Origin of the sequence: Streptomyces sp. NBC_00210 (assembly GCF_045160975.1) — a bacterium.
In the GTDB taxonomy this organism is placed as follows: Bacteria; Actinomycetota; Actinomycetes; order Streptomycetales; family Streptomycetaceae; genus Streptomyces.
Map to the genome: position 1 here is coordinate 3,335,835 of NZ_CP108120.1, position 24,318 is coordinate 3,360,152.

The 24,318-nt window shown below is 70.3% G+C and carries 25 protein-coding genes; 12 read left to right on the forward strand and 13 right to left on the reverse strand.

What is annotated here, in order from left to right:
• The first annotated feature begins 49 nt into the window (after positions 1 to 49).
• Positions 50 to 1,651 (forward strand): hypothetical protein, encoded by a 1,602-nt coding sequence (locus OG729_RS14990; protein WP_405811140.1) that lies wholly within the window; start codon positions 50 to 52, stop codon positions 1,649 to 1,651.
• Positions 1,652 to 1,697: 46 nt separating this feature from the next.
• Here OG729_RS14990 and OG729_RS14995 read toward each other — a convergent pair whose 3' ends face one another.
• Positions 1,698 to 2,198 (reverse strand): DUF1453 domain-containing protein, encoded by a 501-nt coding sequence (locus tag OG729_RS14995; RefSeq protein WP_360878293.1) that lies wholly within the window; start codon positions 2,196 to 2,198, stop codon positions 1,698 to 1,700.
• Positions 2,199 to 2,278: 80 nt separating this feature from the next.
• Between OG729_RS14995 and OG729_RS15000 the strand changes: the two genes are divergently transcribed.
• On the forward strand, positions 2,279 to 2,905 hold the full coding sequence (locus tag OG729_RS15000; RefSeq protein WP_405806499.1) for a TetR/AcrR family transcriptional regulator: 627 nt from the start codon (positions 2,279 to 2,281) through the stop codon (positions 2,903 to 2,905).
• A 47-nt stretch (positions 2,906 to 2,952) separates the two neighbouring features.
• A complete protein-coding gene (locus tag OG729_RS15005) occupies positions 2,953 to 3,324 on the forward strand; it encodes a VOC family protein (RefSeq protein ID WP_405806500.1) in 372 nt (123 codons plus the stop codon).
• A gap of 9 nt (positions 3,325 to 3,333) precedes the next feature.
• Here OG729_RS15005 and OG729_RS15010 read toward each other — a convergent pair whose 3' ends face one another.
• The gene (locus OG729_RS15010; RefSeq protein ID WP_405806501.1) at positions 3,334 to 3,690 is read right to left on the reverse strand and encodes a DUF1330 domain-containing protein; all 357 of its coding nucleotides are present in this window, start codon (positions 3,688 to 3,690) and stop codon (positions 3,334 to 3,336) included.
• A gap of 188 nt (positions 3,691 to 3,878) precedes the next feature.
• Entirely contained in the window at positions 3,879 to 4,922 is a 1,044-nt protein-coding gene (locus OG729_RS15015; protein ID WP_405806502.1) for an NAD(P)-dependent alcohol dehydrogenase, read from the reverse strand.
• 118 nt (positions 4,923 to 5,040) lie between these two features.
• Here OG729_RS15015 and OG729_RS15020 point away from each other — a divergent pair, with 118 nt between their 5' ends.
• The gene (locus OG729_RS15020; RefSeq protein WP_405806503.1) at positions 5,041 to 5,937 is read left to right on the forward strand and encodes a helix-turn-helix transcriptional regulator; all 897 of its coding nucleotides are present in this window, start codon (positions 5,041 to 5,043) and stop codon (positions 5,935 to 5,937) included.
• A gap of 174 nt (positions 5,938 to 6,111) precedes the next feature.
• On the opposite strand, the gene OG729_RS15025 is transcribed toward OG729_RS15020, so the two are convergent.
• On the reverse strand, positions 6,112 to 7,374 hold the full coding sequence (locus OG729_RS15025) for an Ig-like domain-containing protein (RefSeq protein ID WP_360878275.1): 1,263 nt from the start codon (positions 7,372 to 7,374) through the stop codon (positions 6,112 to 6,114).
• A gap of 171 nt (positions 7,375 to 7,545) precedes the next feature.
• Positions 7,546 to 7,863, reverse strand: a complete 318-nt coding sequence (locus tag OG729_RS15030; RefSeq protein ID WP_360878272.1) for a hypothetical protein — start codon at positions 7,861 to 7,863, stop codon at positions 7,546 to 7,548.
• Between the two features lie 108 nt (positions 7,864 to 7,971).
• Here OG729_RS15030 and OG729_RS15035 point away from each other — a divergent pair, with 108 nt between their 5' ends.
• Positions 7,972 to 8,247, forward strand: a complete 276-nt coding sequence (locus OG729_RS15035; protein WP_405806505.1) for a hypothetical protein — start codon at positions 7,972 to 7,974, stop codon at positions 8,245 to 8,247.
• 127 nt (positions 8,248 to 8,374) lie between these two features.
• Here OG729_RS15035 and hutH read toward each other — a convergent pair whose 3' ends face one another.
• From hutH to OG729_RS15060, 5 genes are all read right to left on the reverse strand, one after another.
• Positions 8,375 to 9,916, reverse strand: coding sequence for a histidine ammonia-lyase (gene hutH / locus OG729_RS15040; protein ID WP_360878472.1), 1,542 nt, complete (start codon positions 9,914 to 9,916; stop codon positions 8,375 to 8,377).
• Positions 9,917 to 10,081: 165 nt separating this feature from the next.
• Positions 10,082 to 11,332, reverse strand: a complete 1,251-nt coding sequence (locus tag OG729_RS15045; RefSeq protein WP_405806506.1) for a diguanylate cyclase — start codon at positions 11,330 to 11,332, stop codon at positions 10,082 to 10,084.
• 62 nt (positions 11,333 to 11,394) lie between these two features.
• Positions 11,395 to 12,189, reverse strand: a complete 795-nt coding sequence (locus OG729_RS15050) for an enoyl-CoA hydratase-related protein (RefSeq protein ID WP_360878263.1) — start codon at positions 12,187 to 12,189, stop codon at positions 11,395 to 11,397.
• 106 nt (positions 12,190 to 12,295) lie between these two features.
• Entirely contained in the window at positions 12,296 to 13,666 is a 1,371-nt protein-coding gene (locus tag OG729_RS15055; RefSeq protein WP_405806507.1) for an adenylate/guanylate cyclase domain-containing protein, read from the reverse strand.
• 116 nt (positions 13,667 to 13,782) lie between these two features.
• Entirely contained in the window at positions 13,783 to 14,643 is an 861-nt protein-coding gene (locus OG729_RS15060) for a biotin--[acetyl-CoA-carboxylase] ligase (RefSeq protein ID WP_360878256.1), read from the reverse strand.
• 127 nt (positions 14,644 to 14,770) lie between these two features.
• Here OG729_RS15060 and OG729_RS15065 point away from each other — a divergent pair, with 127 nt between their 5' ends.
• The 5 genes from OG729_RS15065 (at position 14,771) to OG729_RS15085 (ending at position 18,138) form a co-directional block, all read left to right on the forward strand.
• Positions 14,771 to 16,351, forward strand: coding sequence for an acyl-CoA carboxylase subunit beta (locus OG729_RS15065; RefSeq protein WP_360878253.1), 1,581 nt, complete (start codon positions 14,771 to 14,773; stop codon positions 16,349 to 16,351).
• Between the two features lie 32 nt (positions 16,352 to 16,383).
• Positions 16,384 to 16,590 carry an acyl-CoA carboxylase epsilon subunit gene (locus tag OG729_RS15070; RefSeq protein WP_360878249.1) on the forward strand — a complete coding sequence of 69 codons (207 nt, stop codon included), beginning with the start codon at positions 16,384 to 16,386 and terminating at the stop codon, positions 16,588 to 16,590.
• Positions 16,591 to 16,744: 154 nt separating this feature from the next.
• Positions 16,745 to 16,873 carry a morphogenic membrane protein MmpB gene (gene mmpB / locus OG729_RS15075; protein WP_360878246.1) on the forward strand — a complete coding sequence of 43 codons (129 nt, stop codon included), beginning with the start codon at positions 16,745 to 16,747 and terminating at the stop codon, positions 16,871 to 16,873.
• 20 nt (positions 16,874 to 16,893) lie between these two features.
• Entirely contained in the window at positions 16,894 to 17,505 is a 612-nt protein-coding gene (locus OG729_RS15080) for a Maf family protein (protein WP_405806510.1), read from the forward strand.
• 120 nt (positions 17,506 to 17,625) lie between these two features.
• Positions 17,626 to 18,138, forward strand: a complete 513-nt coding sequence (locus tag OG729_RS15085; RefSeq protein WP_405806511.1) for a hypothetical protein — start codon at positions 17,626 to 17,628, stop codon at positions 18,136 to 18,138.
• A gap of 110 nt (positions 18,139 to 18,248) precedes the next feature.
• Here OG729_RS15085 and OG729_RS15090 read toward each other — a convergent pair whose 3' ends face one another.
• Positions 18,249 to 18,710 (reverse strand): hypothetical protein, encoded by a 462-nt coding sequence (locus OG729_RS15090; protein WP_360878237.1) that lies wholly within the window; start codon positions 18,708 to 18,710, stop codon positions 18,249 to 18,251.
• A 356-nt stretch (positions 18,711 to 19,066) separates the two neighbouring features.
• On the opposite strand from OG729_RS15090, the gene OG729_RS15095 reads away from it, so the two are divergent.
• Positions 19,067 to 20,821, forward strand: a complete 1,755-nt coding sequence (locus tag OG729_RS15095) for an acetyl/propionyl/methylcrotonyl-CoA carboxylase subunit alpha (RefSeq protein ID WP_405806513.1) — start codon at positions 19,067 to 19,069, stop codon at positions 20,819 to 20,821.
• A 75-nt stretch (positions 20,822 to 20,896) separates the two neighbouring features.
• Here the strand turns inward: OG729_RS15095 and OG729_RS15100 are convergent, their stop codons facing one another.
• Positions 20,897 to 22,324, reverse strand: coding sequence for an MFS transporter (locus OG729_RS15100; protein ID WP_405806514.1), 1,428 nt, complete (start codon positions 22,322 to 22,324; stop codon positions 20,897 to 20,899).
• A 213-nt stretch (positions 22,325 to 22,537) separates the two neighbouring features.
• Here OG729_RS15100 and OG729_RS15105 point away from each other — a divergent pair, with 213 nt between their 5' ends.
• Entirely contained in the window at positions 22,538 to 23,089 is a 552-nt protein-coding gene (locus OG729_RS15105; RefSeq protein WP_360871898.1) for a helix-turn-helix domain-containing protein, read from the forward strand.
• Between the two features lie 137 nt (positions 23,090 to 23,226).
• Here the strand turns inward: OG729_RS15105 and OG729_RS15110 are convergent, their stop codons facing one another.
• Positions 23,227 to 24,192 (reverse strand): DeoR/GlpR family DNA-binding transcription regulator, encoded by a 966-nt coding sequence (locus OG729_RS15110; protein WP_360871506.1) that lies wholly within the window; start codon positions 24,190 to 24,192, stop codon positions 23,227 to 23,229.
• Positions 24,193 to 24,318 lie beyond the last annotated feature (126 nt).

Consider the following 24,318-nt stretch of genomic DNA (forward strand, 5'->3'; position numbering starts at 1 on the left):
CCGGACTAGGGTTTGTGCCGTGGGGATCAGCGAGCGGTCTCACACCGCACTGACAGACGCAGTCGAGCGGGACGCACCATCGAGGTGGCGCGTCCCGCTCGTCGCGACGGCCGTCGTCGTGCCGCTGTACGTCCTGTGGGCCCTCTGGCTCGCGACCGGCGGCGGCGATCTGGCGGCGCAGCTCGCCTGGGCGGGCTTCATGGAGCGGCACCCGGCCTCCGCGTACAACCTCTCCTGGTACGGCGGCACCCACACCGCCAACTACAGCCTGCTGACTCCGCCGCTGATGGCCGTCTTCGGCGTACGCGCCGTCTCGGTGGCCGCCGGGCTCGCCGGGACCTGGGTGCTGGCCCGTCTGTTCGTACGCAGCGGGGTGCGGCGGCCGGTGTGGCCCGCCGTGCTCGGGGCGGTCGCGCTCTGGTGCAACGTCGCCTCCGGGCGTACGACCTTCGCGCTCGGCGTCGCGATCGGGCTGCTCGCCCTGCTGTATGTACGCCGGACCGCGCTCGCGGCGGCGTTCGCAACGCTCGCGACGACGGCCAGTCCCGTCGCCGGGTTGTTCCTGGTGGTGGCGGGGGCGGCGTATCTGCTGGACCGGCAGTGGCGCAGGGGCGCGGCACTCGTACTGCCGCCGTTCGTGGTGGTCGGGGCGGTGACGCTGCTCTTCCCCTTCGAGGGCGAACAGCCCATGGCGCCGGGCAAGCTGTGGATGCCGCTGCTCGCGTCCGCCGCTGTGGCCGTCGCTGCGCCGCGCGAGTGGCGGGTGGTGCGGTACGGAGCCGGGGTGTACGGCGTCGGGGTCGTCCTGACGTATCTCATCGCCTCGCCGATCGGCACGAACGTGGAGCGTCTGGTCGGTCTCGTGGGGCCACCGGTGCTGCTCGCCGCAGTGCTCGCGGGCGGGCGCGGCAGGCTCCGCGTGGCCGGCAGGCTCGGCGCGCTCGGCAGGCTCCTGCCCGCGGTGCTCGCAATCGCGCTCGCCGTGAACACGTACTGGCTGATCGACAAGACCGAGGACGATCTGGTCGTCTCCGACGACGTCCCCGCATGGGCCGCGCACACGGATGGTGTCGTACGGGAGCTCGAGCGGCTCGGCGCCGACCGCACACGGGTCGAGGTCGTCCCCGCCCGCAACCACCGCGAGGCGACCGTCCTCGCGCCGCACATCGCCATGGCCCGCGGCTGGAACCGCCAGCTCGACGTGGAGCGGGGGCGGCTCTTCTACGACGGGTCGCTGACCCTGACGACGTACCGGCAGTGGCTGGACCGCTGGGCGGTCGGATTTGTCGTGCTGCACCACGGGCGCCCGGACGGGCCCGCCGAGGGCGAGGCGGCGATCGTCAGGAGCGCCCCCGACTGGCTGGAGCCCGTGTGGCAGGACGAGGGCTGGACGGTCTACCGGGTGCGGGACGCGGTTCCGCTCGTGTCGGCGCCGGGCACGGTGGTGCGCGGCGACGACGCGGAGCTGGTGGTACGGATGCCGGCGGCCGGGTCCGTGACGGTGCGGGTGGCGTACTCGCCGTGGCTGCGGGCGCAGGGGGCTTGTCTGCGACAGGAGGGCGAGTGGACGCGGCTGACGGTGCGCAGGGCTGGCGAGTACCGACTGGACTCGCCCTACCGGCTGCCGCGCTCGGCGGGCTCCGACTGCTGACAGCCGACTGAAGCGGGAGGCTGGGGCTGGAGCTCAGGCGGACGCCTCAGCGCCCGGAGTATTTGTCCAGCAGGCTCGGCTTCTCGGGGGCGAAGGGGACTCCGCTCGCCAGGCCACGCGCGCCGACAACCAGCGCCTCGCCCAGGAAGCCGACGCCGATGGACAGGTTGATCGGCCGCGCTTGCTCGTGCATGCCCATCCGCACGGCGAGGAAGCCGAAGCCCGCCATCACCACCAGGGACCCGACGATGACGAGGAACGTCCTGCCCGTGTAGCGCTGAAAGAGAATCCCGTCCTTGGGGTAGACCTGGATGGTTGCTCCGCGCACCGCTCCGAGCCCCACACCTACTACCGCTCCAGCGATCACCCAGCCGAGGTCGGTCCCGGACAGTCCCTCGACTTCAGTGAGTGCCCAGATCCCGAGTCCAGTGAGTACCAGCGGCGGTGCGAACAAGTCGCGGGCGTTGAGCGGCTCGCCCCTCAGCCGCTTGACCACCACCGCGACTGCCACGACGGCGATGATCGTGACGAGTAGCCAGACATTCACTACTGCTCCCCCTCTGTTCCGGCCCGCTCGCATCTCCAGCGAGCGCGGTTAATTTAGCGCGACCGTGCTATAAAAACCATATGCCAAAGGTTGTCGTAGCCGAAACCAGACGTCAGGACGTTGCGCAGGCAGTGCTGCGCATCGTGGGCCGGGACGGGCTGGAGAGCGCTTCACTGCGCAACGTCGCCCAGGAGGCGGGGTTGGCCATCGGGTCTGTGCGGCACTACTTCGCCGGCCAGACCGAGCTGATGATTTTTACGATGGAGGAGCTGCGGCGGCGCATCGACAACCGCATCCGCAGCCATGCCGAGCAGCTACTCGACCCGGACGCCGGTATCGACCGCCGGGCCCGCACCGAGGAACTGCTCGCCGAATTCCTCCCCCTCGACGAGACTCGCCGCGAAGAAGCCGTGCTCTGGACGGCGTTCGTCACCGCCGCATGCACCCGCCCCGAATTCCGGCCGTGCGCCCGCAGGATGTATGACGAGATGCGCGAGCTGATCGCTCGGGTGCTGTACGAGGCCCAGAAGTCCGGCGGCATTCCCGCCGACCTCGACATCGAGCTGGAGACGCTGCGGCTGGCCGCGCTTCTGGACGGTCTGGCCTTCGGGGGAATGCCGTACCCGGGCGGTATCGCCCCCAATGCCGCGCGCGACATCCTCCGTCGGCACCTTCAGTCCCTCACGGTTCCCGCCCAGCGCAGTTGATCAGTGCCAGACCGCCGATTGTCAGTGGCCTGTGTCACGATCGGCCCATGATTGATCACATCTCGGTACAAGCGGCGGACCCGGCGGCCAGTGCCGCCTTCTACGACCGCGTGCTCGCACCGCTCGGCGGCAAGCGGCTGCTCGACTTCGGCCAGGTGATCGGCTACGGCACGACGAGGCCGACGTTCTGGATCGGACCGGTGACGACGGAGGGGCGGGCGCGCGAGGCGCACATAGCCTTCTCGGCGGCCGACCGCGGGGGCGTAAGGGCCTTCCTCGCGGCGGCCGTCGAGACAGGGGCGGAAGTGCTGCACGAGCCACGGCTGTGGCCCGAGTACCACCCGGACTACTACGGCGCGTTCGTCAGGGATCCGGACGGCAACAACGTGGAGGCGGTCTGCCATACGCCGGAATCGTGATCACGGCGGTCATGCCGCCCCGGCCTGCGCCTGCCTGAGGCGGTCCGCGGTCGCCGACGCCCGGTAGCCGTCCGGTACCCCGTCGATCAGCAGGACATCGCCCGCCATGTGCCGGGTGCGCAGGGTGATGAGCTCCTGGTACGCCGGGGAGTCGTACCACCCGCGGGCGGCGTCCATCGACGGGAAGGCGATGATGCCGAGCGCCTGGGGCCACTCGCCCTCGCGCACTTCGCGCTCGGGGGCACCGTGGACGAGGAACGCGCCGCCAAAGGGGTCGAGGGTGGCCTGGATGCGCTCCATGTAGTCGAAGATCTCGGCGTCGAGGCGGGCCGGGGGCCGCAGGTTGCCGATGGCGTACGCGCTCATGAGGTCCTCCTCGTGCTGCCGGTGGGATGTCCTCGATCCTGCCGGGGTGCACGCACCCGGTCGATTACCGCTCGGGTAATCGACCGGCGGTCCGCGGTCCTGGGCCGCGAGCCGCGACGCCCCGGTTGCGGTGGATCCGCACAAAGCGGATCCGCCGCGACCGGGGCACCGGGAACGACGACGCCTAGCTAGATCGTCGCCACGTCGATCACAAAGCGGTAGCGGACGTCGCTCGTCAGCACCCGCTCGTACGCTTCATTGATCTCGTCCGCCCGGATCAGCTCGATCTCCGCGCCCAAGCCGTGCCCGGCGCAGAAGTCGAGCATCTCCTGGGTCTCACGGATGCCGCCGATGCCCGAGCCCGCGAGGGACCTGCGGCCGCCCATCAGCGAGAAGACGTTCAGCGAGACGGGCTCCTCGGGCGCGCCGACGTTCACCAGCGCGCCGTCCGTCTTGAGCAGCGAGAGGTACTTGTCGAAGGGCAGCGGCGCCGACACCGTGGAGACGATCAGGTCGAAGCTGCCGGCCAGCTTCTCGAAGGTCGACTCGTCGCCGGTCGCGTAGTAGTGGTCGGCGCCCAGCTTCAGCCCGTCCTCCTGCTTGCGCAGCGACTGGCTGAGCACCGTTACCTCGGCGCCCAGCGCATGGGCGATCTTGACACCCATGTGGCCGAGGCCTCCCAGGCCGACGATGGCGACGTTCTTGCCGGGGCCCGCCTGCCAGTGGGCGAGCGGCGAGTAGAGGGTGATGCCGGCGCACAGCAGCGGGGCCGCGACATCCAGCGACAGGCCGTCGGGGATGCGCAGGGTGAAGGCCTCGTCGACAACGATATGGGTGGAGTAGCCGCCATAGGTCGGCTCACCGTTCTTGTCGAGTGCGTTGTACGTGGCGACGTTTCCGCCGGTGCAGTACTGCTCCAGACCCGCCCTGCAGTTGTCGCACTCACGGCAGGAGTCGACCATGCAGCCGACGCCCACCCGGTCGCCCACCGCGAACTTCGTCACGCCGGGGCCCACTTCGGCGACGATGCCGGCGATCTCGTGGCCCGGCACCATCGGGAAGATGCCCTCGGCCCAGCCGTCGTGTGCCTGGTGGATGTCGGAGTGGCAGATGCCGGCGTACTTGATCTCGATGAGTACGTCGTGCTCGCCGACGGAGCGGCGCGGGATGGTGGTTCGCTCCAGCGGCGCCTTGGCAGCGGGAGCGGCGTATGCGGAAACGGTGGTGGTCATGCCTACGAGCGTGCCGCCAGGTGCACCAGCTACCCAGCCCTCTGTTGTGCCTACGTCCCGCGTGCGTACCACTGACAGGGTCAGGCTTGTCAGGCTCCCCGGCCGTAATACTGGCTCCATGGACCAGCGCGCCGAACTCAGCGAATTCCTCCGCTCCCGCCGCGCCCGGCTGCAGCCCGGGGACGTGGGCCTGCCACAGCTGGGCCGCCACCGCCGAGTCCCAGGGCTGCGCCGTGAGGAGCTGGCCCAGCTCGCCGGGGTGTCCGTCGCGTACTACACGCGGCTGGAACAGGGCAACGGCCGCAATGTGTCCACCGAGGTGCTCGACTCGATAGCGCGGGCGCTGCGGCTGACCGAAGCCGAGCGCGACCATCTGACCCACCTGGCCAAGCCGAAGCAGAAGAAGCACCGGCGGATGGGGCGGCCGCAGCAGGTGAGGCCCGCGATCCAGCATCTGATCGATGCAATGGACGGGGTGCCCGCGTACGTCCTGGGGCGGCGGCTGGACATCCTGGCCTGGAACCGGATGGCCCGCGCCCTCCTCGGCGACATCGCTGCGCTGCCGCCACAGGAGCGAAACATGGCCAAGCTCGTCTTCCTCGACCCCAACGCACGTGATCTGTACGTCGACTGGGACGCGAAGGCGACCGAGGTCGTCAGCGTGCTGCGGATGTACGCGGGCTGCTCGGCCGACGACCCGCAGCTGCCCGGACTGATCGGCGAACTGTCGGTCAGGAGCGAGGAGTTCCGCAGACTCTGGGCCGCGCACACGGTCACGGAGAAGGGCCATGGCGCGAAGCGGCTGCACCATCCGCTGGTGGGCGAGATGACCCTGTCGTACGAGACGCTGACGCTGCCCGACGAGCACGACGTGTCACTGGTCACCTATCACGCGGAGCCCGGCAGCCGGTCGGCCGAGTCGCTGCGGCTGCTGGCCGGCTGGGGCGTGGACGAAGTGACCGATGCGAGATCTGACGCACGAGCCGATGGACCCACCGACCGCCCCACTGAGTGACCCACCGAGCGACCTGCTGAGTGGCCCACCGAGCGACCTGCTGAGTGGCCCGCTCAGTGGCCGCGGTCGACGCGCTGAGTGATCGTCAAATCCCGTTCCCTATAGGGAAGTCAGCGGACAGACGAGGGCGGCGGCACCCCTGGGGTGCCGCCGCCCTCCAGCGTACGCAGTGGCTCAGACCGCGGAGCCGGCCTTCCACGCGCTCCAGCTCATGTTCCAGCCGTTCAGGCCGTTGTCGGGCTGGATGGTCCTGTCCTGGGAGTTCTTCACGATGACGACATCGCCGACCATCGAGTTGTCGAACATCCAGGCGGCGGGCTGGCCCGGGTCGCCCGCGCCCTTCACGTCGTTCAGGCCGACACAGCCGTGGCTGGTGTTGGCGCTGCCGAAGATCGAGTCGGCACCCCAGTAGTTGCCGTGGAGGAACGTGCCCGACGTGGACAGCCGCATCGCGTGCGGGACGTCCTTGATGTCGTACTCGCCCTTGCCGTCCTTCTTCTTGAAGCCGACCGTCGAGCCGTCCATCCGGGTCTCCTTGAACTTCTCGGAGATCACCATCTGGCCGTTGTACGTCGGGTTGTCCGGGGCACCGGCGGAGATCGGGATGGTCTTGATCGTCTTGCCGTCCTGGGTGACCGTCATCGTCTTGGCCGACGCGTCGACGGTGGAGACCTGGTTACGGCCGATCTTGAAGGTGACCGTCTTCTGCTGGACACCGAAGACGCCGTTCGCGCCCTCGACCCCGTCGAGCTTCAGCTTGAGGGTGACGGTCGAGCCCTCCTGCCAGTACTGGTCGGGGCGGAAGTCGAGGCGCTGCCCGTTGAACCAGTGGCCGACGACTTCCTGGCCGCTGCTCGACGACACGGTGATCCCGGACTGCACGGCCTTCTTGTTGGTGATCGCCTTGTTGAAGTTGATCGACACCGGCATGCCGACGCCAACGGTGGAACCGTCCTCCGGCGTGAAGTTGCCGATGAAGCTGTTCGCGGGCGAGACCGTGGTGAAGGAGGAGTTCTCGTGGGCCTCCCGGCCGTCGGAGTCCTTCGCCGTGGCGGAGATCTTGTACGTGGCGGAGCGGTCCAGCTGCTCGTCCGGCTGCCAGCTCTTGCCGTCGCCGGCCAGCGTGCCCTTGACGACCTTGCCACCGGCGGCGGTCATGGTCACCTGAGTCAGCGTGCCGTCGCTGACGGTGACCTTGGTGCCGTTGTTGATGCTGGCGTTGGTGGAGCCGTTCTTCGGCGAGATGGTTATTCGGGCCTTCGAGGCATCCTTGGCGGCCGCCTCGTCGACCTGGGCCTGCGACTTCTTCGAGCCGTCAGCGCTGCCGCCCTTGTCCCCGCCGCTGCAGGCCGATATCACCAGCACGCCGCCGAGCACCGCGGACGCGGCCATCAGGCCCCTGCGCCGCTTGCTGTCCGTCATCACACGCTTCTCCATCGTCGCCGATTCCCCTGACCCACTGCTTGAAGAAACACCCATTTCGGGATGCCCGGTTCCACATCTCCATTCGATGTGGGCAACACCACTCATCGACACTCACCGACGCAGCCGTGGCCTCACCGGTTGCAGCGCGCCTCGAACACGCCACGCATTTTGCCGGGCTCCGGTTCAGACTCCATCTTCCTCGTCGAGGTCCCAGTCCTCCGCATCGGGGTCGTACTCGATCTGCTCGCTGCTCCACGAGGCCTGCGCGAGGTCCACCCCCGGCACCTCGCTGACCATGTCGAAGGGGTCGACGAGATACGCGATCGCCTCGGCAGCATCCTCCCGGACCGCCGACTTGGCGTGTGCCCGCTCCTCGTCCGGCATGAACTCGTCGGATGCGATGCGTTCGAGCGCTGCGCCGGTCAGTGCGTCGGGGTCCTCCACCTCCAGCACCAATTCCACTCGAAGCCGTACATATCGTGATGTCTCAGAAGTGGTCATACGAGGGAGGGTAGAGCTCTGCATCCCGTGGCTTTCCCACGACCCGCTGCGTTCACTAGCATCAGCGCACCCGGCCAATTCGAGGATGCCTCAAGGGGGATCGAGTCCGTGTCCGTCGCACGTCGACCGCTTCTTACCGCCACTGCCGCAGGGACTGTGCTGTGTGCGCTGTGGTTCGTACCCTCGGCAAACGCCATGTCCGAGCGGGAAGCGGTGCAGAGACACAGGGTTGACGCGAATACGTCGGCGCAGGAGCTGGCGCTGGCCGACACGGGCACGTTCGACACCACGCCGTATTTGATCGGCGGGATGACGTTTCTGGGCGTAGGCGTGGGGTTTGTGACGTACTCGGTCCGCCGCCGCGACGGAGCGGCGCTCTTCTGACTGGGCCCGCCCCCAAACCCACACCTCAATCGCCGACGAGGCTGAAATTTTCAGCCCGTCCGGCGATTGAGGACTGGGGGTCTGGTGAGGACTGGGGGTCTGGAGGCGAAGCTCCCAGTCACGCGAATCAGGCCAGCGGGCCCGTCACCGGCTCCACCGCTGCGATCAGCTTGCCGTCCCGTACGAACGCATCCGCCGCCTCCAGGTCCGGCGCGAGGAAACGGTCCGGGCCCGGGCCCTCGACGCCCGCCGCGCGCAGGGCCGCGATGGCGGCCTGTGAGGCGGGCGCGGGGGTCAGATGGCGCCGCAGCTCGATGGCGCGGGTCGCCGCGTAGAGCTCCACGGCCAGGATCCGGTTCAGATTGCCGACGGCGGTACGCAGCTTGCGCGCGGCCGACCAGCCCATCGAGACATGGTCCTCCTGCATCGCCGACGACGGGATCGAGTCGGCCGAGGCAGGCACGGCGAGCCGCTTCATCTCGCTGACCAGGGCGGCCTGGGTGTACTGGGCGATCATCAGGCCCGAGTCCACGCCCGCGTCGTCCGCGAGGAACGGCGGCAGACCGTGCGAGCGGTTCTTGTCGAGCAGCCGGTCCGTACGCCGCTCGGCGATCGAGCCGAGGTCCGCAGCGGCGATGGCGAGGAAGTCCAGGACGTACGCCACGGGCGCGCCGTGGAAGTTGCCGTTGGACTCCACCCTGCCGTCGGGCAGCACGACCGGGTTGTCGACGGCGGAGGCGAGCTCACGGCCGGCGACCAGGCGGGCGTGGGCGAGGGTGTCCCGTCCGGCGCCCGCGACCTGCGGGGCACAGCGCACCGAGTACGCGTCCTGGACGCGGGGGGCCTCTTCCTCCTGGAAGTGGCCGACGAGGCCGGAGCCCTTGAGGACGGCGCTCATGTTCGCCGCGGCGACGCCCTGGCCCGGGTGCGGGCGGATGGCGTGCAGCTCGGGGGCGAGCACCTTGTCGGTGCCGAGCAGCGCCTCCAGGGAGAGGGCTGCGGTGATGTCGGCGGTGGTGTAGAGGCGCTGGAGGTCGGCGAGGGCCATGACCAGCATGCCGAGCATGCCGTCGGTGCCGTTGAGGAGGGCGAGGCCCTCCTTCTCGCGGAGCTCGACGGGGGCGATTCCGTGCGCGGCGAGCAGCTCGCCGGCGGGCTTCACCACGCCGTCGGGGCCCTCGGCGTCGCCCTCGCCCATGAGCGTGAGCGCGCAGTGGGAGAGCGGCGCGAGGTCGCCGGAGCAGCCGAGGGAGCCGTACTCGTGGACGACCGGCGTGATGCCTGCGTTCAGTACGTCCGCCATGGTCTGGGCGACCTCGGGGCGTACGCCGGTGTGGCCGGAGGCCACGGTCTTCAGGCGTAGGAACATCAGCGCGCGGACGACCTCGCGCTCGACGCGCGGGCCCATGCCGGCGGCGTGCGAGCGGACGATGTTGCGCTGCAGCTGGGCGCGGAGCTCGCTGCTGATGTGCCGGCTGGCGAGAGCGCCGAATCCGGTGGAGACCCCGTACACGGGCTCGGGCTTGGCGGCCAGCGCGTCCACGATCCCGCGGGCCGCGGCGAGGGCGGCGACGGCCTCGGCGGAGAGCTCGATGCGGGCGCCTTCGCGGGCCACGGCGATGACGTCTTCGGCGGTGGTACCAGACGTCCCCACCACGACAGTGTGCATATCCATATTCAGCAGCGTACGGACTGAATCGCAACCTGTCACTAGTGGCGGCCGGGTTGGACCCTTACACGCTGACAGCTGCCGCCGGGCGGGCTCAGGGCTCACTCCAGGGCCCAGCCCCTCCAGGCTCAGAGCTCGCTCCAGAGCCCAGGGCTCACTCCCAGCTCAGGGCTCACTCCAGGGCTCAGGTGCCTCGTGCGCATCCTCGGGCCGTGCGGCGCGGAAGCTGCGGCGCTCGTGCGGCGGGCGGGGCGGGGCGTCGGCGAGTCGCAGCACCGTTCCGTCACGGCCCGCGACCACAGGCTTCGGCGAGCGGGCCGCCTTCGCCCGGTACTGGGCCGCGTCCGCCAGCCGGAACAGCCGACGGGACGAGCGGACCTGCCCGATCGGGTCGCCGGTGGACGCGACTCCGCACGCCACGCCCTCACCCAGCTCCAACTCGTTCGCGCGGACGCAGAGTTCGTCCGCGACGCGGACCACCTCGTCCGCGGCGGGGCCGACCGTGACGAGGCAGAACTCGTCGCCGCCGAGGCGGGCAGCGAGCGTGCCGGGCAGCATGGCGCCGCAGAGCGAGAGGACCGAGCCGAAGCGTTCGAGCAGCCGGTCACCGACAGCGTGGCCGTGGGTGTCGTTGACCTGCTTGAGGCCGTTGATGTCGCAGACCACCAGACTGACGACCAAGCCGTCCGTGCGGTAGCGCTCCAGGGCCTCGTCGAGCCTTATGTCGACGGCGCGGCGGTTGGCGAGGCCGGTGAGCGGGTCCGTGAAAGCGAGCCTGCGGACCTCTTCGAGGCGTTCGGTCTGGGCGATCCCGGCGGCCACCACGGAGGCGAGGACGGTCGCGAAGTCCGCGTCGTCCCGGTCGAAGACGGGGGCGCCGGGCGGCCTGGCGACATACAGCTCGCCCCAGGCCCGGCCGTGCAGCACGATCGGCGCGACGACGCAGCAGCCGCGGTGGCGGCGGCGCAGGGCCGCGACCCTCCCCCACAGCACTTCGCGGGCGGGAGGCGGCCCCTGATGGTGCCGGCCCTGCCCGTCGGAGACCGCGCCGTCAGAGACCACGCCGTCGGAGCCCGGACCGTCGGAGACCGGGCCGTCGGCGGTTTCCACCCAGGCGTCCGGTTCGCCGCCGCCGGCCCACTGCTCGTGCAGAAACTCGGCGATCTCGGGGAAGCGGTTGACGGGGTAGGTCTCCGACTCGGGGAACTCCTCCTCGCCCGCGGCCCGTTCACCGGCGTTCACGAGCACCTTGAGGCGGCCGAGCTCGCGCTCCCACACCGAGAGCGCGGCGAAGGACCCGGCGAGCGCGTCGCACGCGCCGAGCGCCGCTGCCCGCCAGAACTCGCGCGGGGTGTGCGCGGCAGCCATTGCCTGCGCCAGCGCCACTACGGCTCGCAACCGCCGATCCTCAGCCATCACCCCAGCTTAGGGAGGTTTGCCCGAATTTGATCAGTTGTACTGGCCCGGCTTCTGCGGGGTCACTCGCCGGGCCACTGCGGCTTCCGCTTCTCGTTGAAGGCGGCGACGCCCTCGGCCCGGTCCCCGGAGAAGGCGACCGAGCGCCAGGCGGCGTCCTCGACCTCCAGGCCGGCCCGCAGATCGAGGCCGTGCCCGAGCCGCAGGGCGCGCTTGGCCGCGCGCAGGCCGACGGGGGAGTTCGCGGCGATTCGGGCGGCGAGGGCGAGCGCGTCGGTCCTGGCGTCGTCGGCCAGCCGGTCGACGAGCCCCAACTCCCGCGCCTCGGCCGCCTCCACGCGTCGGGCGGTAAAGACGAGCTCGGCGGCGCGGGCGGCCCCGACCCGGCGCGGCAGCAGCTGCGTGCCGCCGCCGCCGGGGATGACGCCGACGGACACCTCGGGCAGCCCCACCACGGCGGTCGCGTCGGCGACGATGAGATCGCAGGCGAGGGCCAGCTCGAACCCGCCGCCGAGCGCGAACCCGTGCACGGCGGCGACGGTCGGCATGGGCAGCTCGAGCACCCCGGTGTAGGCGGCCCGCGCGGTGGGCCGCTGCCGCACCAAGTCGGCGTCGGAGAAGGAGTTCCGCTCCTTCAGATCGGCGCCGACGCAGAAGGCGCGCTCGTGGCTGGAGGTGAGCACGGTGACGCGTACGTCCCGGTCCGCACCGAGCGCGGCACAGGCGGCGGCGAGGGATCGGGCCATCTCGGTCGAGACGGCGTTCATGGCCTTGGGCCGATCGAGGACGAGCTCGGCGACGTGCTCGTGGCGGCGTACGACGACGAATTCGCCGAACCGCTGCTCGGACTCGGACATGACGGCACCCTCCCGGTTAACGACGGTTCACCGGATCATAGGCGCGGGCGGGCCCGGAGGTCTCGCCCGCCCTCGCGCCTGGTGCCCCAGACCCCGGGCCCAGGGGTCAGCGCCGTCGGGAGAGCAGCCAGGGCTCGACCACGCCCAGGCCGCGCACCGGGCGTTGCCACATCGGTTGGAGCGCGAAGCGGTACGTGGGGGGCTCCTCGCCCTCCTTTTCCGCCGCAGCGGCCTCTTCCGCCGCCTGCGTCTCCGAGGCCGGCGCGTCTCCCGTCCGGGTCAGTTCCTGCGCGAACGCGCCGTCCACCAGCACCGCGTCCTTCGGCGCTATCGACGTCAGGCGGCTCGCCAGGTTCACCGTCGTACCGAAGACGTCGCCCATCCGCGTCGTCACCGTCCCGAAAGCGATGCCGACGCGCAGCGCCGGCATCGTCTCGTCGTGCGTCATCGTCTCTATCAGCCGCAGCGCGATCTCCGCCGCCGTGCCCGCGTCGTCCGCCGCGTACAGCACTTCGTCGCCGAGGGTCTTGATCAGCCGGCCGCCGTGCGCCGCGACCAGGTCCGCCGAGGTGGTCTCGAACGCCTCGACCAGCTCGCCCAGTTCCTCCTCCTCCAGCCGGCGCGTCAGCCGGGTGAAGCCCACCAGGTCCGCGAAGCCGACCGCGAGCCGGCGGTCGACCATCTCCTCGTCGTCCGCCGCCTGGACCACCCGCCCGGTCGCCGCCGCGAGCTGGCGCCGCCAGACGTACACCAGGAACTCCTCCAGCTCCGGCAGGAGCAGTTCCACCAGGGGGTACGTGACTTCCGTACGCGTCATCCCGGGCTCGGGCGGCTCGGTCAGCCCCTCCAGGAAGGAGTCGATCTGCCATTCCGCAAGCCGGGCGGTCGTCTGGCCGGTCGAGCGGGCCACCTGGACGGCCATCGGCTCGCTCAGCAGGCCCGCCTCGACGAGACCGGCCAGTCGCCGCAACGCCAGCACATCGGCCTCGGTCAGCGCCTTCGCCTGGCCGATGTCCGCGAATCCCATGGCCCGCCAGAAGCGGGAGGCGAGCTCCATCGAGACCCCGGCCGTACGCGCGGCCTGAAACGGTGTGTAGCGCCGGTCCGCGCCGAGGATCAGCTGCTCGAGCCGGATCGCGAGCGGGTCGTCGGTCGGCTCAGCGGTGTGGTCGACCTCGTGGTGCGGCGTCGGATGGACGGACGACGACGTGCCCCCCGACGAACCACCAGAGCCCGAGGCACCCGAGGCCGAGGCACCCGAGGCCGAGGCACCCGAGCCTGGCGCCCCCGACGGACCGCCCGACGCCGAGGCGCCAGAGGCCTGCGAGGGACCGCCCGACCCGGAGGCGTCCTCCGAGGCCCCAGAAGCCTCCGACGAATCAGACGCTCGGGCCGACCCGGACGCGTCCGACCCATTCGACGAGGAGTCCGGCGGCGGCTCCGCGCCCGCGCCGGAAGTGGTGTCGTCGACGGTCACCAGCCGCCTCCTGCCCGTTCCGTGCGCATGCCCTGCCGATCTGTCGCTCGATCGCCTCAACGATACGGCAGGTGTGCCCTAGCTCACGTCCCGGTCGCCCACCCGGTTCACCGGGTTCAGCCGGCCGGCCGCAGGTGCACGATGTCGCCCGCGCTGATCGCCTGCCGCCCGCCGCCCTCCGTGCTCAGCACCAGTCGCCCGTCGCCGTCAATCGCCACCGCCTCGCCGATCACCGAGCGCTCACCGGGCAGCTCGGCCCGTACCGGCCGGCCCAGCGTCGCGCAGCCCGCCGCGTACGCCTCCTGCACCCCCGAGAGCCCCGGGTCGCCGCCCGCCTCGCGCCAGTCCCCGTACCACTGCTCCAGCGAGCGCAGCACGGCCCGCAGCAGCGGGTCGCGGTCGGTGGAGATCGCGTTCGCCAGGGCGAGCGAGCCGGCCCCCGGGACAGGGAGTTCGTCGGCACGCAGCGTGACATTGAGGCCGATGCCGACGACGACCGCATCGTCGCCCGCACGCTCGGCGAGGATCCCGCCGGTCTTGCGCTCCTCGCCGTTCACCTTTACCAGCAGGTCATTGGGCCATTTGAGGGACATGTCGACGCCCGCGGCCCGCGCAAGACCGGTCGCGCAGGCCACTCCGGCGAGCAGCGGCAGCCAGCCCCAGCGCTCCGTCGGGACGTTATTGCCCGGCCGCAGCAGTACGGACAGGAACAGCCCCGAGCGCGCGGGCGACGTCCAGCTGCGGTCCAGCCGCCCCCGCCCCGCGGTCTGCTCCTCGGCGACCAGCACCGCCCCCTCGCCCTCCAGGGACGCGGCGCGGGCCGCCAGATCGGAATTGGTGGAGCCCGTCGAGGGCACGATGTCGAGTGAGGTCCACAGTCCACCGGGCTGCAGCAGGGCGTGGCGCAGCGCGGACTCGTTCAGTGGCGGCCGTTCCAGGTCGTTCCAGCGGCTCGCGGGCGCATTCTCAGGCGTCATGCAAGCCAGGTTAGGTGTGGCAAACGCCGCACTGCCGAGCGCCATGCGCGCCGATACGCTACGTGTCAGTAGCCATTCGGTTGACGTTGACCAGGACAGGTTGACCAGGACAGGGAGCCGCATCCCGATGTCGGAGTCCGAGATTGACATCCACACCACCGCGGGCAAGCTCGCGGACCTGCAGCGCCGCATCGACGAGGCGACGCATGCCGGCTCCGCGCGGGCGGTGGAGAAGCAGCACGCGAAGGGCAAGCTGACTGCCCGGGAGCGGGTCGAGCTGCTGCTGGACGAGGGTTCGTTCGTGGAGCTCGACGAATTCGCCAGGCACCGGTCCACGAATTTCGGGCTTGAGCAGACCCGCCCGTACGGCGACGGCGTGGTCACCGGCTACGGCACGGTGGACGGCCGCCCGGTCGCCGTTTTCTCGCAGGACTTCACGGTCTTCGGCGGCGCGCTCGGCGAGGTCTACGGCCAGAAGATCGTCAAGGTCATGGACTTCGCCCTGAAGACGGGCTGCCCGATGATCGGCATCAACGACTCCGGCGGCGCCCGTATCCAGGAGGGCGTCATGGCCCTCGGCCTGTACGGTGAGATCTTCCGCCGCAACACCCACGCCTCCGGAGTGATCCCGCAGATCTCCCTGATCGTGGGTCCCTGCGCGGGCGGCGCGGTCTACTCCCCCGCGATCACCGACTTCACGGTGATGGTCGACCAGACCTCCCACATGTTCATCACGGGTCCGGACGTCATCAAGACGGTGACCGGCGAGGACGTCGGCTTCGAGGAGCTCGGCGGAGCCCGTACGCACAACACCACCTCGGGCGTTGCGCACCACATGGCGGGCGACGAGAAGGACGCCATCGACTACATCAAGTCGCTGCTGTCGTACCTGCCGTCGAACAACCTCTCCGAGGCGCCGGCCTTCCCCGAGGAGGCCGATCTCGCGACGACCGACGAGGACCTGGAGCTCGACACCCTCATCCCGGACTCGGCGAACCAGCCGTACGACATCCACACAGTCATCGAACATGTGCTGGACGACGGCGAGTTCCTGGAGACCCAGGCGATGTTCGCGCCGAACATCGTCACGGGCTTCGGGCGGGTGGAGGGCCACCCGGTCGGCATCGTCGCCAACCAGCCGATGCAGTTCGCGGGCTGTCTCGACATCAACGCCAGCGAGAAGGCCGCGCGCTTCGTCCGCACCTGCGACGCCTTCAACGTCCCCGTGCTGACCTTCGTCGACGTGCCCGGCTTCCTGCCCGGCGTCGACCAGGAGTACGGCGGCATCATCCGCCGCGGCGCAAAGCTGATCTACGCCTACGCCGAGGCCACGGTCCCGCTGATCACGGTGATCACTCGGAAGGCCTTCGGCGGCGCGTACGACGTCATGGGCTCCAAGCACCTGGGCGCGGACCTGAACCTCGCCTGGCCGACCGCGCAGATCGCGGTGATGGGGGCGCAGGGCGCGGTGAACATCCTGCACCGCCGCACCATCGCGGCCGCGGAGGACGTCGAGGTGACGCGCGCGGAGCTGATCCAGGACTACGAGGACACGCTCCTCAACCCGTACATCGCGGCCGAGCGCGGCTATGTCGACTCGGTGATCATGCCCTCGGACACGCGGGCGCACATCGTGAGGGGTCTGCGCCAGCTGCGTACGAAGCGGGAAAGCCTGCCGCCGAAGAAGCACGGCAACATCCCGCTCTAGGACGCCAAGGGACTTCAGGAAGGGGCCTGACGATGATCAGGGTCGTACGAGGAAACCCGACCCCGGAGGAGCTTGCCGCCGCACTGGCGGTGGTCCGGGCGCGCGCCGCGGCGTCGGCCTCCACGGTGGAGGGGTCAGCACCGCCGCCCGAAGAGTGGTCGGACCCGGCGCGCATCGCAAGGACGCGCAGGCCACTGCCGGGTCCCCGGGCGTGGGCGCGCAGCTACTGGCCGGTGTAGCCGACACGTGGGGCTTCGCCCTCATACCTCCAAACGCTCTCTTCGGGCGTGCGCGGGGTGTGGGGCGAAGCCCCAGAAAATGGCCCACTCTCACCCCCGCGGTTGAGTACCCGTACTCAGGCGCTCGCCCCGCCCCCGCAGCACTATCGAAGGCATGCTGTGGTCCGACCCGGAGAACGAGCCCCCCGAGGAACTGCGTGAGACGCAGGCGATGATGCGCCGCGTGGGCCTCGTGCTGGCACTGGCAATGGTGCTTGCGATGTTCGTGGTCGGCCTCCACTGATCGCCACCTACGATGGTCCTATGACCGATCAGCGTCGCCGACTCGTCCTCGCCTCCGCCTCCCCCGCCCGCCTCAACCTGCTGCGGCAGGCCGGACTCGCCCCCGATGTGATCGTCAGCGGCGTCGACGAGGACGCCGTCTCCGCGCCCACTCCGGCCGAGCTGGCGCTGGCACTCGCGGAGGCCAAGGCATCCGTCGTGGCCGCCCGGGCCGATGTGATCAGGAGCCGGGCGCTCGTCATCGGCTGCGACTCCGTACTCGACCTCGACGGCCATGCGTTCGGCAAGCCGGCCGACGAGGAGGAGGCCATCGCCCGCTGGAAGTCGATGCGCGGCCGCGCGGGCACTCTGCAGACGGGGCACTGCGTCTACGACACCGCCACCGGCCACTACGCCTCGGCGACCGCGTCCACCGTCGTGCGCTTCGGCCACCCGTCCGACGCCGAGATCGCCAGCTACGTCGCCAGCGGCGAACCGCTGCATGTGGCGGGCGCGTTCACCCTGGACGGCCGCTCGGCGCCCTTCATCGAAGGCATCGACGGCGACCACGGCAATGTCATCGGCCTCTCACTGCCGATGCTGCGCAAGCTGCTGGCCGAACTGGGGCACTCGATCACCGATCTGTGGGCCTGAGATTCCGCCGGGCCGGCGCCCGTGCGACAGGCCGGGCAACTCGCCACGGTCCGCCCGGCATTGAACGTTCGTCACGAGTACTCCAGACGGTCGGACGTTCGCTGATGCAGGATGAGCAGCATGCGTCTGACCTCCACGGCTCCCCAGACGGTCCGGCTGGCAACGGACACCGGCCAGAACGGCGTTGCCGTCCTGGGGATCATCGTCCTCGGGCTGCTCGTCCTGATCACGCTCTGCGCGTATCTGTTCCCGACGTTCATCGCCCGTCGCGGCTTTGCCGCCCCGACGCTCCCGGGAACGCTGCGGGACGTGGCGGTGGTGTGCGTGACGGTCGCGCTGGCGCTCCATGTGTACGGGCTCATGTGCTGCATCCGGCTGGAGAACGAGTCCTATACCTGCGCAACCGAGCGGTACGGGAACTCCTCCGGGATCGCCCGCGCGAATTTGGAGCGGATGCAGGACAGTCTCTTCCCGGTCAGCTCGACCTGTAACTGGTCCGACGGGTACACCCACGACTTCGTGCCCGCGTTCGTGAATCCGGCGATCGCTGTGCTGCTGTTCCTCGCGGTGATCGCGGCGGGCGTCGCCCTCGGGCACGCGGGGGCTGCGCGGGACTTGGCCCGGCGGGGTTGATGCCTGCCGAGGCGATGCGTTCGGCGGGGCGTGAGGCTGCGCATGAGACGCCTCAGCCCGACGCCTCCTCGCCCACCGGACGGTTCACAGCGTCCGACCCGGACGCCTCCTCACGCGGGCGCAGCACCATTCGTGGGCGCCGCGCCGTCCTTGGCCGCCGGGGCGTCCTCCACCGGCGGCCTCTCCCTGCCGTACGCCACCAGCGTCAGCACGATCAGGCCCAGCACCACCATCATGAACGCGAAGGCGTCCCAGCCGACCAGGCCCACCGTCAGTGCGCCCAGCACGCCATGGGTGATGGCGCAGCTGATCAACAGGATCCGCGCGACGCGGCCCGGGGCCCGGTCGCGCAGACCGGCCAGCAGGGCCACCACGCCGCACGCCGCGAGGTAGAGGCCGAACACGCCGCCCATCACCCAGGTCCCCGTGACCATCGCGTCCGGGTCCAGATCGGCGAGCGACATGTCCTGCTTGTCGACGAACGTGGCGAGGATGCCGTTGATCACCACGATGCCGACGGCCTCCACCAGCAGAACAATCGCGGCCACCACGGCCACCGGCCTGCGCGCCACGGCGCCCCCAACCCTCAGTTACCGGAAGTACGTACGACATCGCGAACGCTACTAACGGGTAAACCTCTGGACAAGGGTCTTGGCACGCCCGGTCTCACGGCAAAGAATCGTTGGGCCATTCGTAGGGACTCAACAAAGAAACCCGTTGGGCGGCTGGTCTCTCGAACAGAGACCAGTGCCACACCGTAGGTCTACTGTGCGAGGGAGAAACCCGTCGTACCGTGGTGCGACAAGGGATTTCGCGACTTGCGCGAGCCTCGAATCACGCTCCGTGTGGGCAAGCTCACCAATGGGGACGGGTCGTAAGGCCGTGTCGGCAGTCCCTAAACTCAGCTTGTTTCAAGGAGGGAGCCATCGTGCGCAAGGTGCTCATCGCCAACCGTGGCGAAATCGCTGTCCGCGTTGCCCGTGCTTGCCGGGACGCCCAGATCGCGAGCGTAGCCGTCTACGCCGATCCGGACCGGGATGCGCTGCATGTCCGCGCGGCCGACGAAGCGTTCGCCCTGGGCGGTGACACCCCGGCCACCAGCTATCTGGACATGGCCAAGGTGCTCCAGGCCGCAAAGGACTCCGGCGCGGACGCCATCCACCCCGGATACGGCTTCCTCTCGGAGAACGCCGACTTCGCCCAGGCCGTCCTGGACGCCGGTCTGACCTGGATCGGCCCGCCCCCGCAGGCCATCCGCGATCTGGGTGACAAGGTCGCCGCCCGCCACATCGCCCAGCGCGCCGGCGCCCCGCTGGTCGCGGGCACCCCCGACCCGGTCTCCGGTGCCGACGAGGTCGTCGCCTTCGCCGAGGAGCACGGCCTGCCCATCGCGATCAAGGCAGCATTCGGCGGCGGCGGCCGTGGTCTGAAGGTCGCCCGCACGCTGCAAGAGGTGCCGGAGCTGTACGACTCCGCGGTGCGCGAGGCCGTTGCCGCGTTCGGCCGCGGCGAGTGCTTCGTCGAGCGCTACCTCGACAAGCCCCGCCACGTGGAGACCCAGTGCCTGGCCGACTCCCACGGCAACGTCGTCGTCGTCTCCACCCGTGACTGCTCCCTGCAGCGCCGCCACCAGAAACTGGTGGAGGAGGCCCCGGCCCCCTTCCTGTCCCAGGCCCAGAACGACCAGCTGTACGCCGCCTCCAAAGCCATCCTCAAGGAAGCCGGCTACGTCGGCGCCGGCACCGTCGAGTTCCTCGTCGGAGTCGACGGCACGATCTCGTTCCTCGAGGTCAACACCCGCCTGCAGGTCGAGCACCCGGTCACCGAAGAGGTCACCGGCATCGACCTGGTCCGCGAGATGTTCCGCATCGCCGACGGCGAGGAACTCGGCTACGACGACCCCGCCATCCGCGGCCACTCCTTCGAATTCCGCATCAACGGCGAAGACCCCGGCCGGGGCTTCCTCCCCGCCCCCGGCACCGTCACCGCCTTCAACCCGCCCAGCGGCCCCGGCGTGCGCCTGGACGCGGGCGTGGAGTCCGGCAGCGTGATCGGCCCGGCCTGGGACTCGCTGCTCGCCAAGCTGATCGTCACCGGCGCCACCCGCCGGCAGGCGCTGCAGCGCGCCTCCCGCGCGCTGGCGGAGTTCCAGGTGGAGGGCATGGCCACCGCCATCCCCTTCCACCGCGCGGTCGTCACCGACCCCGCCTTCACCGCCGACCCGTTCACCGTCCACACCCGGTGGATCGAGACCGAGTTCGTCAACGAGATCAAGCCGTTCGCCGCGCCCACCGAGGCGGAGACCGAGGACGAGCCGGGCCGCGAGACCGTCATCGTCGAGGTCGGCGGCAAGCGCCTCGAGGTCTCCCTGCCCTCCTCGCTCGGCATGACGCTGGCCCGCACCGGCCTGGCCGCCGGCGCCAAGCCCAAGCGCCGCGCCGCCAAGAAGTCCGCCTCCGCGGCCTCCGGCGACACCCTCGCCTCCCCGATGCAGGGCACCATCGTCAAGGTCGCCGTCGAGGAAGGCCAGGAAGTCAACGAGGGCGACCTCGTCGTCGTCCTGGAAGCCATGAAGATGGAACAGCCGCTGAACGCACACCGCTCCGGCACCATCAAGGCACTGGCGGCAGAAGTCGGCGCCTCCATCTCCTCCGGCGCCACCATCTGCGAGATCAAGGACTGACGTCCTGCCGAGTACGTGTGTGGGGCCTGCCCGGTATGTCAACGGGCAGGCCCCACACACGTACGTTCAGGATGTTCAGGCCCGGTCGGCCGCGGTCCGGGACAGCAGGAGCAGGACCAGCGCGACCGTCATGAAGGCCGCGGCCGCCAGCAGCCCTGCCGAGAAGCCCTCCGCCATCGCTTCCGGGCCCGAGCCGCCCGAGCCGCGCACGGCGCTTCCGTACACCGTGACCAGCGCCGAGAGCCCGAGCGCGCCGCCGACCTGCTGCATGGTCTGCATCAGACCTGACGCGGCGCCCGCCTGGTCGAGGCGGATGCCGCTCAGGATGAGGACGCTCAGCGGCATGAAGACAAGTCCGACGCCGAAGCCGTTCACGGCGAGCGGGACGAAGAGCGTGGTCCAGTAGCCGCTGCCGGTGGAGAGGGTGGACTGCCACAGCACTCCCGCGACGGCGAGCGCGAGTCCCGTCCCCGCGACCTTCTTCAGGCCGTGGCGGGCGAGCAGCCTCCCGGCGAAGGTCGAGGCGACGAAGATGCCGACGGCGAGCGGCAGGAAGGCGACACCGGCGCGCAATGGGCTGTAGTCGCGCACGAATTGGAAGTACTGGGTGTCGAAGTAGAAGACCCCGAACATCGCGGCGGGCACCAGCAGCATCCCGGCGTATGCGATGACTCGATTGCGTACGGCGAAGAGTTCGAGCGGTACGACGGGCTGCCGGACCCGGCGCTCCACGAGGAGGAAGACGGGCAGCAGCACGGCCGCTGCAGCGAAGGCCCAGGTGACCTGCCCGTCGCCCCAGCCGTGGTCGGCGGCGCGGATGAAGGCGTAGACGAGGGCGGTCACGGCGGCGGTGCCGGTGAGCGCGCCGACGAGGTCGAAACGGGCGCGATGGCGCTCGGTCTCGGCGATGCCGAGCGGGATGAGCGCGGCGACGGCGAGACCGACGGGCACGTTGATGAACAGCGTCCAGCGCCAGGAGCCCGCCTCGGTGAGGATGCCGCCGAGGATCATGCCGATCGCGGAGCCCGCGGCGGCCATCCCGGTGAACAGGCTGAGCGCGCGGTCGCGTTCGCGCCCCTCGCCGAAGGTGGTGGCGACCAGCGCGAGGGTGGACGGGGCGGTGAGCGCGGCGGCGGCGCCCTGTACGGCGCGGGCGAAGAGCAGCAGGCCGGCGCTGTCGACGAGACCGCCGAAGAGGGAGGCGGCGGTGAAGGCGAGTACGCCGATGCAGAGAGACCGGCGGCGGCCGATGAGATCGCCGATCCGGCCGCCGATGAGGAGGAGCCCGCCGAAGGCGAGGGTGTAGGCGTTGAGCACCCAGGACAGCCCGGCGGAGCTGAAGCCGAGTTCCTCGCCGATGTCGGGCAGGGCGATGTTCACGACGGTCGCGTCGAGCATCAGCATCATCTGGCAGGTCAGGATCAGAGTGAGCGCGAGGGCGGACCGGTGACGGGGGCGCGGGAGTGCGGAGTGCTCGGATGCGACTACGTCGGCGGTGGGCATGGCGGTGGTGCCTCCAGGGGACGACAGTATACGGAGGGTTCCTCCGATTAAGATACGGAGGGTTCCTCCGGTTCTGCAATGGCATCCTGGACACTGGACGTCGGGGGCGGACTCAGGGAGGACGGCGCGATGGCGACGAGTACGTCGACCGGTACGGGTACGGGCACAAGTCCGAGTACGGGTACGGGTACGGCAGCGGGCTCGGCACGGCCGATGCGGGCCGATGCGCGCCGCAACTACGAACGGCTGCTGACCGAAGCCCGTGTCGTCTTCGCCGAACACGGCACCGATGCATCGCTCGAGGAGATCGCACGCCGCTCGGGTGTGGGTATCGGCACGCTGTACCGGCACTTCCCCAACCGCCACGCGATGATGAGCGCGGTCTTCCAGGAGGCGCTGACCTCACTGCTGCAGCGCTCCCGCGAACTGTCTTCGGCCGAGCAGCCGTGCGGGGCGCTGGTGGAGTGGTTGCGCGCCATCATCACTCATGCGGGTGAGTACCGCGGTCTGGCGCGGGCGCTCATGTCGGCTTCGCACGACGAGAGTTCGGCGCTGTCGCAGTGCAGCGTGCCGATGCGGGAGGCGGGCGAGCGGCTGCTGGTGCGGGCGCAGGAGAGCGGGGCGGTGCGGGGGGATGTGTCGATCGGGGATCTGATGCAGCTGACGAACGCGATTGCGTTGGCGGCGGAGGAGGAGCCGGGGGATCCGGAGTTGGCGGACCGGTTGCTGATGCTGACGCTGCGAGGGTTGAAGGCGGCGGAGTAGGGGGCGCGGGCGTGCCGCTGGGCGGGGCCTGTTCCCCACCCCGCCCTCCCCCAGGCGAAGCGCCGAGGGAGGCCGGGGTGGGGGAAAGAACCCCGGCCGCACGACGGCACCCCGCACAAACCACCCCCGCCGAAGCCTCAGCGGCGGCGGAGGTCCGCCACCCTGGCCGAACGTTCCGGCGGCGGGGGCGTGTCCGCAAGTGCGCCCGTCGCGGTGCGCAGTTGGGGGCCGGCGCCGCCACCGCGCGTGCGGCGTTGGCCCGGGAGCGGCACGTCCCGGCGAGGCCCTCGCCCCGTCTGGACGCCGTCACCGCCGGCGTCCTCGGGACCCGCAACCGCGATCTGGACCCCTTGGTCCGCCAGCGCCTGCAGCTCCGTACCCGCCCGGTCGTCATGCGTCGGCGGCTCGTCCGTGACCAGCCGTGTGATCACATCCGTCGGCACCGTCTGGAACATCGTGTCGGTGCCGAGCTTGGTGTGGTCCGCAAGGACGACGACCTCCCCCGCCGCCTGGACCAGCGCGCGGTCCACGCTCGCGGAGAGCATGTTGGACGTGGACAGGCCACGTTCGGCCGTCAGGCCACTGCCGGAGAGGAACGCACGGGAGACCCGCAGGCCCTGCAGGGACTGCTCCGCCCCGCTGCCCACCAGCGCGTAATTGGAGCCGCGCAGCGTCCCTCCCGTCATGACGACTTCGACCCGATTGGCATGGGCCAGCGCCTGCGCCACCAGCAGGGAGTTGGTGACAACGGTCAGCCCGGGGACGCGCGCAAGCCGGCGAGCCAGCTCCTGCGTGGTCGTCCCCGCGCCGACCACGATGGCCTCGCCCTCTTCGACGAGGCCCGCGGCGAGATCGGCGATGGCCGTCTTCTCCGCGGTCGCGGACAGGGATTTCTGCGGAAAGCCGGACTCCCGCGTAAAACCGCCCGGCAGTACCGCACCGCCGTGCCGGCGGTCGAGGAGTCCTTCTGCCTCCAGTGCCCGCACGTCCCGCCGTACGGTCACTTCGGAGGTCTGGACGACGCGGGCGAGCTCACGGAGCGACACGGCCCCGTTGGCGCGCACCATTTCGAGGATCAATTGGCGACGTTCTGCAGCGAACACGAAACTGACAGTAACCTGACCGGCCGAAGGTTTCAGCATTATGCGCCGAATAACCCAAGTAGTGCACGGCGGCGGCCGCCAAGTGGTATGGACAGCCCCGAAGTTGATCAGTCGGTGCGCGAAGTG

Excerpts from the sequence above, each read along its gene's own strand:
- OG729_RS15000 (WP_405806499.1), top strand. The coding sequence starts at position 2,279 with ATGCCAAAGGTTGTCGTAGCCGAAACCAGACGTCAGGACGTTGCGCAG.
- OG729_RS15005 (WP_405806500.1), top strand. The coding sequence starts at position 2,953 with ATGATTGATCACATCTCGGTACAAGCGGCGGACCCGGCGGCCAGTGCC.
- OG729_RS15010 (WP_405806501.1), bottom strand. The coding sequence starts at position 3,690 with ATGAGCGCGTACGCCATCGGCAACCTGCGGCCCCCGGCCCGCCTCGAC.
- OG729_RS15015 (WP_405806502.1), bottom strand. The coding sequence starts at position 4,922 with ATGACCACCACCGTTTCCGCATACGCCGCTCCCGCTGCCAAGGCGCCG.
- OG729_RS15020 (WP_405806503.1), top strand. The coding sequence starts at position 5,041 with ATGGACCAGCGCGCCGAACTCAGCGAATTCCTCCGCTCCCGCCGCGCC.
- OG729_RS15025 (WP_360878275.1), bottom strand. The coding sequence starts at position 7,374 with ATGGAGAAGCGTGTGATGACGGACAGCAAGCGGCGCAGGGGCCTGATG.
- OG729_RS15030 (WP_360878272.1), bottom strand. The coding sequence starts at position 7,863 with ATGACCACTTCTGAGACATCACGATATGTACGGCTTCGAGTGGAATTG.
- hutH (WP_360878472.1), bottom strand. The coding sequence starts at position 9,916 with ATGCACACTGTCGTGGTGGGGACGTCTGGTACCACCGCCGAAGACGTC.
- OG729_RS15045 (WP_405806506.1), bottom strand. The coding sequence starts at position 11,332 with ATGGCTGAGGATCGGCGGTTGCGAGCCGTAGTGGCGCTGGCGCAGGCA.
- OG729_RS15050 (WP_360878263.1), bottom strand. The coding sequence starts at position 12,189 with ATGTCCGAGTCCGAGCAGCGGTTCGGCGAATTCGTCGTCGTACGCCGC.
- OG729_RS15060 (WP_360878256.1), bottom strand. The coding sequence starts at position 14,643 with ATGACGCCTGAGAATGCGCCCGCGAGCCGCTGGAACGACCTGGAACGG.
- OG729_RS15065 (WP_360878253.1), top strand. The coding sequence starts at position 14,771 with ATGTCGGAGTCCGAGATTGACATCCACACCACCGCGGGCAAGCTCGCG.
- OG729_RS15070 (WP_360878249.1), top strand. The coding sequence starts at position 16,384 with ATGATCAGGGTCGTACGAGGAAACCCGACCCCGGAGGAGCTTGCCGCC.
- mmpB (WP_360878246.1), top strand. The coding sequence starts at position 16,745 with ATGCTGTGGTCCGACCCGGAGAACGAGCCCCCCGAGGAACTGCGTGAG.
- OG729_RS15080 (WP_405806510.1), top strand. The coding sequence starts at position 16,894 with ATGACCGATCAGCGTCGCCGACTCGTCCTCGCCTCCGCCTCCCCCGCC.
- OG729_RS15085 (WP_405806511.1), top strand. The coding sequence starts at position 17,626 with ATGCGTCTGACCTCCACGGCTCCCCAGACGGTCCGGCTGGCAACGGAC.
- OG729_RS15100 (WP_405806514.1), bottom strand. The coding sequence starts at position 22,324 with ATGCCCACCGCCGACGTAGTCGCATCCGAGCACTCCGCACTCCCGCGC.
- OG729_RS15105 (WP_360871898.1), top strand. The coding sequence starts at position 22,538 with ATGCGGGCCGATGCGCGCCGCAACTACGAACGGCTGCTGACCGAAGCC.